The following is a 13244-nucleotide window of genomic DNA, read 5'->3' as shown; positions in this document are numbered from 1 at the left end:
GGATGCCTCCCTCGGCGCCAAACACTTCAGGCGGACGGCCGTGTGTACTTCGCACTGGCCGGCGCCGAGGTCCGGCTGGGATGAACCCCCAGCCCATCGACCTAACTTGTCCGGTCCCCGAGATCTTGAGAACCCGAGCAGGGATTTTGCGTCCTCCCCCCGCAGCTGCGGGGGGAGGCTCGGAGGGGGGCGTCAGCGGCCCACCTTGCCCCCGCCGCCCTGTGGTGAGACCTTTGCGTCCAAGGTCCGTCAAACCCCTCTCGAGGGCCCAGGAGCTGCGGCGAGATGCCCAAGGACCGAAATGGCGGCTCTGGTCCAGCCTGCAATCCAAGGCCCCCCACCTGCCTCCCCCCGGGCGGGGGGAGGACGACCTCAACCAAGAGCGTCTCAGCTACTCGGGGACCGGGCAGCCTAACGTCCGTCCACGAGCGCGGCGGGAGTCATGAACTCCGCTCACAGACCTGTCGCCGAGCAGCAGGTTCGTGCGCGCGCCTGGCGGGTGGCGATGGGTTATCACGACCAGGAAGGCCGCTGGCAGGAGCCTGCACCCGAGGTGCTCGAGCGCATCCTGGCGGCTTTGGGAGGCGGTGCAGACCTTCCCCCACCGCGCCGGCCGGTTCGGTTCCTCCGGCCAGGCCGATCACTCGCGCTGAACGAAGCGCACGAGCTTCTCACCGAGGACGGAGCGGTGCTGACTCTCGCAGGCAGGACGCCGGCTGACCTGCCCGCCGGCTACCACGAGCTGCGCCGCCTTGCCGATGGAGCTCGGCAGCGGCTGATTGTCAGCCCGGGCGTTTGCCGCTCTCCCAGCGATGCGAGGGCATGGGCCTGGGCGGTCCAGCTCTATGCTTTGCGTTCGCGCGCCAGCTGGGGCCTGGGCGATCTGGCCGACCTGCGTGAACTCGGGCGGTGGTCGAAGGCGGAGCTGGGTGCCGGCGGCGTCCTGCTCAACCCGCTGCACGCCGCTCTGCCGACTCTGCCTCAGCAGCCCAGCCCCTACTACCCGGCCAGCCGGCGCTTCCGCAGTCCCCTCTACCTGCGGGTCGAGGAGGCGCCGGGGGCCGAGCGGCTGGGCGGCCGCCTCGAGCCCCTGGCCAGTGCGGGCCGGGCGCTGAATCAGGCCCGGCTGATCGACCGCGACCGCGTCTTCCAGCTCAAGCTCGAAGCGCTGGCGGCCGTTTTTGAGACGTGGTCCGGCGACCCCGACTTGGATCGCTACGCCGAGCGGGAGGGCGCCGGACTGCGCGACTTCGCCCACTTCTGCGTGTTGAGCGAGGAGCACGGCTCGCCCTGGCAGCGCTGGCCCCAGGAGCTGCACCGACCTGACTCCCCTGCCGTGGCTCGGTTTGCAAAGGCGAAACGCCAGCGCGTGCGGTTCCACGAGTGGCTGCAGTGGCTGCTAGACAGGCAGCTGGCGGCAGCCGCCGGCGAGATCGGGCTGATCAATGACATGGCTGTCGGCGTGCAGAGCGACGGAGCTGACACCTGGCTCTGGCCCGACGCTTTCGCAGAAGGCGTCTCAGTCGGCGCCCCACCTGACTCCTTCAACCCGGCCGGCCAGAACTGGGGTGTCCTCCCCTTTCATCCGTGGCGGCTCGGGCAGGCGGGCTATGAGCCCTTCATCCAGACGGTGCGGGCAGCTTTCCGCCACGGCGCCGGACTGCGCTTCGATCACGTGATGGGACTGTTCAGGCTGTTCTGGATCCCAGCCGGCTCAGACGGCAGCCAGGGCGCCTACGTTCACTATCCCTTCGGTGACCTGCTCGACGTCCTGGCGCTCGAGTCCCAGCGCGCGGGCGCCTTCGTCGTGGGCGAGGACCTGGGCACCGTGGAGCCGGGGACGCGTGAGGAACTGAGCCGCCGGGAAGTCCTCTCCTACCGCCTGCTCTGGTTCGAGGAGCAGCCGCCGGAGAGCTACCCGGCGCGGGCGCTGGCGGCGCTCACCACTCACGACCTCCCCACGCTGGCCGGCGTCTGGGGCGGCGTGGACACGGATCCGGAGATCAGAGACCGGCTTCGCGAGCACGCCGGCTTGACCGGCGAGGAGACAGTGGCGGAGGTGATAGGTCCGGCGCACAGAGCTCTGGCCCGCAGCCCAGCCCAGATTCTCAGCGCCACGCTGGAGGATGCTCTAGGCGTCGCCGAACGGCCCAATCATCCCGGCGGGGACGCTGACTGGCCGAACTGGCGCCTGGCCCTGCCGCTATCACTGGAGCAGATTCAAGCGCAGGCAGGCGTCGCCCAAGTCGCCAGGGCGTTGAGCTCCGGCGAGCTGAGCGACTCTCGCTGAGCAGCCGCCACGTGGTGAGATAGAGGGACATGCAACAAGACGCTCCGGTCGACGCCAAGGGCACGACAGGGAAGAGCAACCGCCAGACGCCCAACGCCTATCCGCCCATCGGCGACTACGCCTTCATCAGCGACTGCCACTCGACGGCGCTCGTCAGCACCGATGCGTCGATCGACTGGTGCTGCCTGCGCCGGGTCGACGCCGGCAGCTGCTTCGGCCGCCTCCTCGACTGGCAGACCGGCGGCTACTGCTCCATCACTCCCTGCAGCGAGACCTACGCCAGCCACCGCGAGTACGTATCGGACACCATGGTCCTCAAAACGACCTTCACCACTGGTGGCGGCGAGGCGACGGTGATCGACTGCTTCGCAATGCGCACCGGCGGCCGCGAGCAGCCGCTGATGGAGCTGATCCGCATCATCGAGGGAGTCCGGGGCAGGGTCGATTTCGACCTCGAAATCGTTCCCCGCTTCGACTACGGAGAGATGAGGCCGTGGCTCCGCCGAGCGGGCATCCGCACCTGGGCGGTGATCGGCGGCGACGACGGAATGCTGGTCAGCAGCGACGTGGAGCTGAGCCTCGGCGATCACCATGACCTGCGAGCCCAGGTTTCGGTCCACGGCGAAGAACGGATCAGGCTGGTGATCCAAGCCAAACCGCCCACCGAGTTGGACGACGGCGCCTGGGATCCCGTGACGGCCGACGTCATCGACGAGCACCTGAAGAGCACTGTTGCCTGGTGGCGGCGGTGGACGAAGCGGGCCACTTTCGGCGGCCCCGACCGCCCCGCTGTGCTGCGCAGCGCGCTGGTGCTGAAGGCGTTGACCAACGCGCCGACCGGAGCCATCGCGGCTGCGGCGACCACCTCGCTGCCCGAGGAGATCGGCGGCCCGCGCAATTGGGACTACCGCTACAGCTGGATCCGCGACTCCTATCTCAGCGTGCACTCGCTGGCCCTGATCGGCTGCGACAAGGAGGCCGACGGCTTCCGCCGCTTCATGCAGCGCAGCTCGGCAGGTTCAGCGGATGAGCTGCAGATCATGTACGGCGTGGGCGGCGAGCGGCGCCTGACCGAGATCGTGCTGCCGCTGGAGGGCTATCGGGGCTCCCGGCCTGTCCGGATCGGCAACGCCGCCTCTGAGCAGCTGCAGCTGGACGCCTACGGGGAGCTGCTCCTGCTGACCTGGATCTGGCATCGCCGCGGCCACTCTCCCGACGATGACTACTGGCGCTTCCTGGCCGAGCTGGTCGACGTGGCGGCGGAGCGCTGGCGCGAGCCGGACTCAGGCATCTGGGAGATGCGCGGCCCCCGCCGCCACTTCGTGCATTCCAAGGTCATGTGCTGGGCGGCCGTCGACCGCGGCCTCCAGCTGGCCGTCGAGTGCATGCGCCAGGCGCCGCTCGACCGCTGGCGCAAGACGCTGAAGGAGATGCGGGAATCGATCGACGCCAACGGTGTGGACAAAAAGCGCGGCTGCTTTGTGCAGTCGTACAAGAGCCGGCAGCTGGACGCCGCGCTGCTCACGCTGCCCAACGTCGGCTACTGCGAGTACGACGATCCCCGCATGGTCGCGACAGTGGAAGCCATCCGGGCCGAGCTCGAGCAGGAGGGGCTGATCCTGCGCTACAGGACCGACAAGGTCAACGATGGTGTCAAGGGGGGCCGGGAGGGCTACTTTCTCGCCTGCACGTTCTGGCTCGTCGACTGCCTGGCCGGGCAGCGCCGCTTCGCCGAGGCGCGAGAGGTCTTCGATCGGGCCACTGCCGCCGGCAATGACCTGGGCCTATTTGCCGAGGAGTTCGATCCCGAGAGCGGTCAGCTGCTCGGCAACTTCCCCCAAGCGTTCACTCACCTGGCGCACATCGCGGCCGCCGTGCGGCTATCGGAGGCCAGCCGCGCCTGAGCGAGCGGGCCTGACCTGGCGCCCAGTGGTTGAGACGCTGCTGGCTGGAGTGGTCCTCCCTCCGCAAGCGGGGGGAGGAGCCAAAAACGCCCGCTTGCCAGCCCAGGAATTCGGCGACTGGACGTGTTAGCACGCCGCCGCTACCACGCCTACGACGAGCGGGCAGAGCGACTCACCTGGACGCTGAGCACAGTCATCCAAAGCCTGCTGGCCGCCCGCTTCGGACTGGAGCTGCTGGGCTTGACAGGCCTGCCGGGAAGCACTCTCCTGCTGAGTGTGACCCGGCCGCTGCTGCTGCCCTTCGATCCGCTGAAGCCTCCGATCTGGTGGCTGCAGGACCAGGGCGACCCGCCCTTCCACTTCGAGCCCATCGTGCTGGTGGCGATGATGGGCTACGGCATACTCGGCTGGCTGGCCGGCCTCTTGGTCGCCATCCTCAGCAACCGCCGACCTCCGGCCTGAGCGCTGAGTCTGCCCATGCCGTCCCAGCCAGCGGCCAGGCGCAACTGTTAGCGCGGCCTCTGGCCGGATACTCGGAGCGTGGCCGACTACCACCACGACCTGCTCTTCGGGGCCTTCCTGCTCCCGAACGCGCGTGACCAGCAGGCGGTCGTAGCCGCAGCGGAGACGGCGGACGACCTGGGCCTCGACATCGTCGCCTTCCAGGACCATCCCTATCAGCCGGCGTTCCTGGACGTCTGGACGCTGCTGTCCTACGTGGCCGCTCGAACCAAACGGATCAGGCTCTTCCCCGACGTCGCCAATGTGCCTCTGCGACCGCCCGCCGTCCTGGCCCGCAGCGCCGCCGCTCTCGACATCCTCAGCGGTGGACGTGTCGAGCTCGGCCTGGGTGCCGGCGGCTTTCTGGACGCGATAGTGTCGATGGGCGGACCCCGCCGCTCCGTATCAGAGCACGTGGAAGCGCTGGCCGAGGCCATAACCGTGATCCGCAGCCTCTGGCGGCCCGGACCGCCGGTTCACTTCAAGGGCTCGTACTACTTCCTGGAAGGAGCACGGCCCGGCCCGGTCCCCCCGCATCCGATCGGCATCTGGCTCGGGGCCTACAAGCGGCGGATGCTGCAGCTCACCGGCCGGACCGCCGATGGCTGGATTCCCTCCCTCGGTTATGCCGCGCCCGAGGACCTGCGCAGGATGAACCTGACCATCGACAGCGCCGCCCAGGACGCCGGACGTGATCCGGCCGAGATTCGGCGCGCCCTAAACATCAGCGGCACCTTCGGACCGCCGGGCTCGGGATTCCTGAATGGACCGGCCACGGAGTGGGCTGAGCAGCTCGCTGAGCTCGCGCTGCTGGACGGGATGAGCACGTTCATCCTGGGCTCCGGACCGGAAATCGCCGCGGACCTGCGGCGCTTCGCTGAAGAGGTTGCGCCCGCCGTCCGCGAGGCCGTCAGCCGAGAGAGGCAGCGTCGCTCGGCCCTCCCACCAACTGGACCGGCAAGCCCTGCGGTCGCGGCAGCCGGGCCTCAGCCGACTGCCGATCGTCCTGCCCGCGAGGCAGCGCGTGAAGCAGAGCGGCTGGTGAGCCAAGAGGAGCCGATCAGCCGCGTCGGCCGTGCGGGACAGCAGATGCTGCTTGCCGTTCACGAGCACCTGAGGTTGGAGCTGGCGAAGCTTCGCGAAGTGATCACGGAGGTCGCGGAGGGCAGGGCCTCTGCGGCCCAAGCCAGGTCGTATCTGAACCAGATGACCATGCGGCAGAACTACTGGACGCTCGGCGCGTTCTGTGCCGCCTACTGCCGCGTTGTGAGCGTCCACCACGCGATCGAGGACCAGCAGATGTTCGCCGATCTCAGGGCGGCTGACCAGTCACTGGGCCCGATCCTGGAGCGCCTCCGCCACGAACACGAGGGGATCGCCCGGGTTCTGGCCGAGGTCGACGCCGCCCTGGTCGCAATGGTGGACGACGAAAACCGTCTCAGCGACACCCAGGCAGCTGTCGACCACTTGGCGGATCTTCTGCTGGCCCACTTGAGGGACGAAGAGGAGCAGCTGCTGGAACCGATAGGCCGCCTGGGGATTCGAATCTAGTTTCCTCGCCCGGCCGTGCGGCGGCCGGCTTTTCGGCGGCGGTCATAATGCCGCTCCAGTGATGGGGTCGCCGGTCGTGGCTGGACTGCGGACGCTGGTCGTTATGCCGACGTACAACGAGCTGCCGAACCTGGCGCGGGTGGTGGCGTCGATCCGGGCGCAGGGGTTCCAGGTGCTGGTGGTCGACGACAGCTCCCCCGACGGCACGGGCGAGCTGGCCGACCAGCTGGCGGCCGTCGATCCCGGAGTAGCCGTCCTCCATCGCGCCGGCAAGCTGGGCCTCGGCAGCGCCTATGTCGAAGGCTTTCGGCGCGGGCTCGCCCTCGACCACGACCTGCTGGCCGGGATGGACGCCGACGGCTCCCATCCGGCATCAGTGCTGAGTGCGCTGGTCGAGGCGGCCGCGTCCGCTGGCGGGCTGGCGATCGGGTCCCGCTACGTCCGCGGTGGCGCCATTGCGGGCTGGAACCGGCGGCGTCGCTTCCTCTCCCACTCGGCCAACCTCTACTGCCGCCGCATTCTTGGGGTGCAGGTGCGGGACTCCACATCTGGGTTCCGGTGCTATCCGCGCGAGCTGCTGGAACGGATCGATCTGGACAAAGTGGTCTCCGACGGCTACGCGTTCCTGATCGAGATGGTGTACCGATCGCTGCGGTTGGGTTATCCGGTGGTCGAGATCCCGATCCGCTTCGAGGACCGGCTGGCGGGCCGCTCGAAGGTGTCCACCGCCGAGATCCGCAAGGCAATCGCGTTGGTCCCGCGGCTGCGCTGGGAGCAGATGACCGGTTCTGGGCCGCAGCCCGCGAAGGCGCCGCCGGAACCGACTGAGCCGGCTACGCGGCAGGGCCCGGTAGCGCGGGAGTGACGACAGCCAGGCACCGGTTCCGGTGGGCGGCCGGGGTCATGCCGATGCTGCCGGTGGCGGCAGCGGCCGGGCTCGCCGTCTGGAGCCTGGGCTTCGGGCTGCCCTTCCTCTTCCGTTCGGATGAGGACGTGATGGTCGGCCGCTCGGTGCGGATGGTCGTCGAGCACAGCCTCGACCCGCTCTTTTACAACTACCCGCCGCTAGGCTTCTATGTGTTTGCCGCGGCTGAGGCCGCTCTGAGCTTGGTGCCCGGCCAGCACCTGGGGCCGGCGACGCGGATCGATCCCAGCGCCGAATACCTGGCCGCCCGCGCCGTGTCCGCGGCTGCCCTGGTGGCCGCCACCGCCCTCGTCTATCGGGCCGGCCGATCGGCGTACGGCACGGCCGGCGGCGTTCTGGCCGCCACCTGCTTGGCGCTCGCCCCGCTGGCGGTCAGGCAGGCCCACTTCGCGACCACCGACAGCCTGGCGATGGCGCTGGTGGCGCTCACCTTCTGGGCCGGACAGCGGGCCAGCGGTCGCGGCGGCTTCCTGCTGGCGGGGATCGTCTGCGGCCTGGCGGCGGCGACCAAGTACACCTCCGCCGCCGCGGCCGTTTACCTCTTGGTCCTCGCTCTCGGCGGTCCCGACCGCTGGGGCCGGCTGCTGGCTGCTGCAGGGAGCGCAGCTCTTGCGTTCGCCGCTGTGTTCGTGCCCGCTGGTCACCCGCTCGACTTTCTCCGCGGCCTGGCTTTTCTCGGCGGCCGCGCCGGCCAGGAGTACGCGGGGCTGCCGCTGGGACTGGTCTACCACCCGACGGTCAGCCTGCCGTTCGGGCTCGGCTTGGGCAGCTACGCCCTGGCGCTTGCGGGGATTGTGGTGGCAGTGGTTCGACGAGCTCGCACCGACCTGGCGCTGCTCGCCTTTGTTGGCGCGTACTTCCTCGCCTCCGGCCTGACCCACGAGGTGTTCTTCCGGTATGCCCTGCCTCTGCTGCCGGCCCTGAGCGTTCTGGCCGGCGGCCTCGTGCGAGCCGTGCCCACCCGAGCCGGGGCGCAGGCGGCCGCGGGCGGGCTGGCGCTGTTGCTCCTGGCGCCGGCCGGCTACGCCTCGGTGACCACCGACCGGCTGCTGGGCGCCCAGGACACGCGTGAGCAGGCGGCGGGGTGGCTGCAAACGAACGCTCCTCCGGGCTCACAGATTCGGATCGGAACTTACTGGTGGCAGCCCTTCTACGGCGCCTCCGAGCTGGGTGAGGGTGGGCTGCACGCGATCTATGCCACCGGCAACCCGATAGTTGACAGCTTCCAGATGGGTCGCTACACGGACCGTTTTAACGTCAACCGTGAAGGGGCGCCCTGCTACGCACTGGCAGCCTCAGGTCCACCCTGGCAATCCCCGCCCCGGGACACGGCGTCAGCGCCGGCAGCGATCTTCAAGCCCTACACAGGTGATTCGCCCGTGGGCGCCGTTTACGACCCGATCGACTCCTTCTACCTGCCGATCTGGGGCTTCGCCAGCCTCGATCGGCCCGGGCCGGCCGTGGTGATCGAGGCCTGTGGCTAGCGAAGGGGCCTACTTCGCCGGCATGGAAGTACATTTGCAAGGTGGATGCCCGCCGCCGGCTGACCGGCACTGACCTCGATTTCGTCTCCCTCCAAGCGGCCGGGGAAATGGGGCTGGGAGATCTGGGCCGGCTGCCCGCCACGGTCAAGGTGCTGCTCGAGATGGTGCTTCGACAGGCAGCTTCCGATCGGTCTGGCGAGGCCAATGTCCGCGCCCTGGCCAATTGGCCGGCTGAGCCGCCCGCCGGCGCCGAACTCCCCTATCTGCCGGCGCGGGTGCTGCTCCAGGACTTCACTGGCGTGCCGGCGGTCGTGGACCTGGCTGCCATGCGTTCGGCGGTGAAACGGGCGGGTGGCGATGTGGCTCGAGTGGACCCCGAAATTCCCTGCGATCTCGTCATCGACCATTCGGTGCAGGTCGACATGTTCGGCAACGCCCACTCCTACACCGCCAACATCGAACGTGAGTACGAGCGTAACTTCGAGCGCTACGCTGTGCTGCGCTGGGCCCAACAGGCCTTCCACGGCTTCTCAGTCGTGCCGCCCGGCATGGGCATCTGCCACCAGGTGAACTTGGAGCATCTTGCCCGCGTGGTCCAGATCCGCGAGCTGGCCGGTGGTCGCGTGGCCATTCCCGACACCCTTGTCGGCACCGATTCGCACACGACAATGGTCAACGGCCTGGGTGTGCTCGGCTGGGGCGTGGGTGGCATCGAGGCGGAGGCCGCCATGTTGGGCCAGCCGATGTACCTCTCTCAGCCGGTGGTGGTCGGCGTCCGCTTCCACAACGCGCTCCGCGCCGGCGCCACAGCCACCGACCTCGTGCTGACGCTGACCGAGATGCTGCGCAAGCACGGGGTGGTGAACAAGTTTGTGGAATTCTGCGGCGACGGTCTCTCCAGCCTGACGGTTGCCGACCGGGCGACGCTCTCCAACATGTGCCCTGAATACGGGGCCACTTCCGCGCTCTTCCCGGTGGACGCCCAGACCCTTCGCTACCTGGAGACCACCGGCCGAGGTGACGTGCTGGACCTGGTCGAGCGGTACACGAAGGAGCAGGGCCTCTTCCGCGAGGACGGTCAGCCAATCCCGCAGTTCTCCGAGCTGCTGGAGCTGGATCTGGCCCAGGTCGAGCCCAGCCTGGCCGGCCCCAAGCGGCCGCAGGATCGCGTTTCGCTGGACATGGTCTGGGACAGCTTCTGCGCCGCCTTCCACCCGGCGGACGCGGATGCGGCTCAGACCGCCGACGATCTCGAGCGATTGGCGGGCGAGGGTGGCGATCAGCCGGTTTACGGTGTTGCCGAAAGCGGAGTGGCAATCGCTGAGCGGGCGGCCACCAAGCTGCGCAACGGCTCGGTCGTGATCGCCGCTATCACTAGCTGCACCAACACCTCCAACCCCTCTGTCATGCTGGCCGCCGGTCTGCTGGCGAAGAACGCGGTCGAGGCAGGGCTTCGCGTGCCCAGCTATGTCAAGACGTCGCTCGCACCCGGGTCCCGGGTGGTCACCGACTATCTGAAGCAGGCAGGCCTGATGCAGCCGCTGGAGCAGCTGGGGTTCTTCACAGTCGGTTATGGTTGCACTACCTGCATCGGCAACTCGGGACCGCTGGCCACCCCGGAGATCGAGGCCGAGGTCCAGGAGCAGGATCTCAGCGTGGTGGCTGTGCTCTCTGGCAACCGCAACTTCGAGGCCCGCATCCATCCTCTGGTGCGAGCAAGCTACCTGGGCTCGCCCCCGCTGGTGGTCGCCTACGCCCTGGCGGGAACCATCCGCAAGGATCTGAGTGAGGAACCCATCGGCAACAGCGAGAAGACCGGTGAGCCGGTCTACCTCCGCCAGATCTGGCCCAGCTCCGAAGCGGTGGAAGCTGCCATCCGGGAGTCGGTCAAACCTGAGTTCTTCGCCAAGCAGTACTCGCGCATCTATGACGGCGACGAGCACTGGCAGCAGATGCGCGCGCCAGTCGGTGAGGCGTACGCCTGGGACGCCGAATCGACCTACGTCCAGGAGCCGCCGTACTTCGAGAAGCTGGTGCCTGAGCTGGAGCCGCTGCGCGACATCGAGGATGCCCGAGCTCTCGCCGTGCTGGGCGACTCGGTGACCACCGATCACATCTCGCCTGCCGGCTCGATCCCAAGCGCCAGCCCGGCCGGGCAGTACCTACAGGAGCGTGACGTCGCGCCGCGGGAGTTCAATTCGTACGGCTCCCGGCGGGGCAATCACGAGATCATGATGCGGGGCACCTTCGCCAACATCCGTCTCCGCAACGAGCTCGCCCAGGGCAAGGAGGGCTACTGGACCCGACATCAGCCCAGCGGCGAGGTCATGACCATCTTCGACGCCGCCGAGCGCTATCGCACCGAAGGCGTACCTCTTATCGTGCTGGCCGGTAAGGAGTACGGCTCCGGCTCCTCCCGCGATTGGGCCGCCAAGGGGCCCAAGCTCCTCGGCGTCCGAGCTGTCATCGCCGAGTCCTACGAGCGCATCCACCGCTCCAACCTGGTAGGCATGGGCATCCTGCCGCTCCAGTTCAGCCCCGGCGACGGGCGCCAGCAGCTCGGCCTGACGGGCGAGGAAGAGTTCTCGATTCGCGGTTTGGCTCAAGACCTCAGCCCTCGCCAGCAGCTGGAGGTCGAGGCGCGCTCGGCCGCCGGCGAGAGCAAGACCTTCCGGGTGCTCGCCCGGCTTGACAATGAGAAGGACCTTCAGTATCTCCGCCACGGCGGCGTGCTGAACATGGTGGTCAGGCAGCTGCTAGCCTCCGACGCCTGAGCTAAGGCGGCGCCTCACTGGGAGCCACGGCTCTGCGGCTCCCTCGCTCTCGAAAAGCAACCCGATCTGGATCACCGAGTCGGCGGGAGTAGAACTTATTCGCCCTCATCAGCACCATTTGAGTGCTGGCCTGTCCATTTTGACCCGCGGTCTTCGTCGTAGGTGCAGGATCAACGTTTATCACCTAGGAGGAACCGACATGAAGTACATGCTCTTGTTGACCCGCGGCGAGTGGGAGGACACCGGCCCTGAGGACGAACGGCAGAGGATCTATGCCGAGATCGGCGAGTGGTGGGCCAAGCTCGCCTCTCAGGGAAAGATGGTCGGAGGCCATCAGCTCCAACCGCCGCACACCGCGACGACGCTGGTTCTGAACGCCCGCCGGGAGGCGACCGTCGTTGACGGGCCGTTCATGGAAGCCAAGGAGTCAGTTGGTGGCTATGGCATCCTGGAAGCCGCCGACCTCGACGAGGCGCTGACCATTGCTCGGACCTTCCCCTCGCCGAGCAGCAAGGTGGAGGTCAGACCTGTCATCCAGCGCTAGTACAACCAGCAGCGAGGTCTCGCTCGAGCGAGTCTTCCGAGAGGAGGCGGGCCGGCTCACAGCGAGCCTGGTCCGCATTCTCGGCGACTTCGACCTGGCGGAGGACCTGGTCTCCGAAGCGCTGCTCGAGGCCCTCGAGCACTGGCCCAGGGATGGCGTGCCGGAGCGGCCTGGCGCCTGGCTCCTGACGACAGCGCGCCGCAAGGGCTTGGACCGGCTTCGGCGTGACGCCAAGCAGCGCGCGAAGCTCGAACTGATCGGCGCCCTGCCTGAGCGCCCGCGGCGGGAAGCCGACGATCGCCTGCGGCTCATCTTCACCTGCTGTCACCCGGCCCTCGCCCGGGAGGCCCAGGTCGCCCTCACGCTGCGCGCCGTGGTGGGCCTCACGACTCCCGAGATCGCCCGAGCCTTTATCGTGCCTGAGCCGACGCTCGCCAAGCGGATTGTGCGAGCCAAGCGCAAGATTGTCGACGCCGGCATCCCCTACCGACTGCCAGGTCCAGAAGACCTTCGGCCGCGACTCGACGAGGTGCTCACAGTGCTCTACATGGTCTTCAACGAAGGCCATCTCGCCACTGGCGGTGACGCGCCCGTCCGCCACGACCTGGCCCGCGATGCCGAGTGGCTGGCTGAGCTGCTGATACGTCTGCTGCCCGACGTGCCTGAGCCCCTGGGTCTGCTCGCCCTGATCCGCCTTCATCTCGCTCGCTGGTCTGCGCGACTTGACGGTCAGGGCCGGCTGGTGCTGCTGGAGCATCAGGACCGCTCGCTCTGGGATCGACGGGCAATCGCCGAGGCGGTCCGGCTCATCCATCGCGCCGCAGCGCTTCACCGCCTGGGCCCCTACCAGGTGCAGGCGGCGATCGCCGCTGTGCACTGCGAGGGGCCGACTTGGGAAGAGACCGACTGGCGGGAGATCCTCGGTCTCTACACCATGCTCTTGGCACTCGATCCATCGCCCGTGGTGAGGCTCAACCGGGCGATAGCGCGGAGCCATGTCGAAGGTCCTGGGAAGGCCCTGGCCGAGATCGACGAGGTCCGAAACCGGCTTGACAACTACCATCTCCTTCACGCGACCCGCGCAGTGCTGCTGCGCGATTTGGGTCGGGAGGCGGAGGCTGTCGCTGCCGGCCGGCGCGCATCGGCCCTGACTTCAAACTCGGCTGAGCAGGCTCTCCTCGAGCGGCGCCTCGCTAAAGACGTGGACAGCCTCGCCAACGCTGGGAAGGTAGCCGACGGCGCCTGAGCGTAATCTCCGAGACTTACGCCGT

9 protein-coding genes are annotated in these 13244 nt (G+C 68.3%); all 9 read left to right on the top strand.

Features of this window, described 5'->3' with window-relative positions:
* Positions 1-442 precede the first annotated feature (442 nt).
* Positions 443-2290 carry a 4-alpha-glucanotransferase gene (gene malQ, locus ACR2MZ_RS14255; RefSeq protein ID WP_434005713.1) on the top strand — a complete coding sequence of 616 codons (1848 nt, stop codon included), beginning with the start codon at positions 443-445 and terminating at the stop codon, positions 2288-2290.
* A 29-nt stretch (positions 2291-2319) separates the two neighbouring features.
* The gene (locus tag ACR2MZ_RS14250) at positions 2320-4194 is read left to right on the top strand and encodes a glycoside hydrolase family 15 protein (protein ID WP_434005712.1); all 1875 of its coding nucleotides are present in this window, start codon (positions 2320-2322) and stop codon (positions 4192-4194) included.
* Between the two features lie 123 nt (positions 4195-4317).
* Entirely contained in the window at positions 4318-4656 is a 339-nt protein-coding gene (locus ACR2MZ_RS14245) for a hypothetical protein (RefSeq protein ID WP_434005711.1), read from the top strand.
* 78 nt (positions 4657-4734) lie between these two features.
* A complete protein-coding gene (locus tag ACR2MZ_RS14240; protein ID WP_434005710.1) occupies positions 4735-6246 on the top strand; it encodes an LLM class flavin-dependent oxidoreductase in 1512 nt (503 codons plus the stop codon).
* Between the two features lie 61 nt (positions 6247-6307).
* Positions 6308-7111, top strand: coding sequence for a polyprenol monophosphomannose synthase (locus tag ACR2MZ_RS14235; RefSeq protein ID WP_434005709.1), 804 nt, complete (start codon positions 6308-6310; stop codon positions 7109-7111).
* A 38-nt stretch (positions 7112-7149) separates the two neighbouring features.
* Positions 7150-8655: an ArnT family glycosyltransferase gene (locus tag ACR2MZ_RS14230; protein WP_434005708.1), complete on the top strand. Its 1506-nt coding sequence runs from the start codon at positions 7150-7152 to the stop codon at positions 8653-8655.
* A gap of 41 nt (positions 8656-8696) precedes the next feature.
* Positions 8697-11429 carry an aconitate hydratase AcnA gene (gene acnA, locus ACR2MZ_RS14225; protein WP_434005707.1) on the top strand — a complete coding sequence of 911 codons (2733 nt, stop codon included), beginning with the start codon at positions 8697-8699 and terminating at the stop codon, positions 11427-11429.
* Positions 11430-11628: 199 nt separating this feature from the next.
* Positions 11629-11973: a YciI family protein gene (locus ACR2MZ_RS14220; RefSeq protein WP_434005706.1), complete on the top strand. Its 345-nt coding sequence runs from the start codon at positions 11629-11631 to the stop codon at positions 11971-11973.
* The gene (locus tag ACR2MZ_RS14215) at positions 11912-13219 is read left to right on the top strand and encodes an RNA polymerase sigma factor (RefSeq protein WP_434005705.1); all 1308 of its coding nucleotides are present in this window, start codon (positions 11912-11914) and stop codon (positions 13217-13219) included. Before ACR2MZ_RS14220 ends, ACR2MZ_RS14215 begins: the two co-directional genes overlap by 62 nt.
* The last annotated feature ends 25 nt before the right edge of the window (positions 13220-13244 follow it).

It is taken from the genome of Candidatus Dormiibacter sp. (genome assembly GCF_050999135.1).
Taxonomy (GTDB): Bacteria; Chloroflexota; Dormibacteria; order Dormibacterales; family Dormibacteraceae; genus Dormiibacter; species Dormiibacter spiritus.
The sequence above is the reverse complement of the archived record's forward strand: the minus strand, read 5'-3'. Positions and strand labels throughout refer to the sequence as shown.

Bases quoted from the DNA above. Each gene is read 5' to 3' on its own strand.
- ACR2MZ_RS14230 (WP_434005708.1), top strand. From the start codon at position 7,150: ATGCCGATGCTGCCGGTGGCGGCAGCGGCCGGGCTCGCCGTCTGGAGC.
- ACR2MZ_RS14220 (WP_434005706.1), top strand. From the start codon at position 11,629: ATGAAGTACATGCTCTTGTTGACCCGCGGCGAGTGGGAGGACACCGGC.
- ACR2MZ_RS14235 (WP_434005709.1), top strand. From the start codon at position 6,308: ATGGGGTCGCCGGTCGTGGCTGGACTGCGGACGCTGGTCGTTATGCCG.
- malQ (WP_434005713.1), top strand. From the start codon at position 443: ATGAACTCCGCTCACAGACCTGTCGCCGAGCAGCAGGTTCGTGCGCGC.
- ACR2MZ_RS14250 (WP_434005712.1), top strand. From the start codon at position 2,320: ATGCAACAAGACGCTCCGGTCGACGCCAAGGGCACGACAGGGAAGAGC.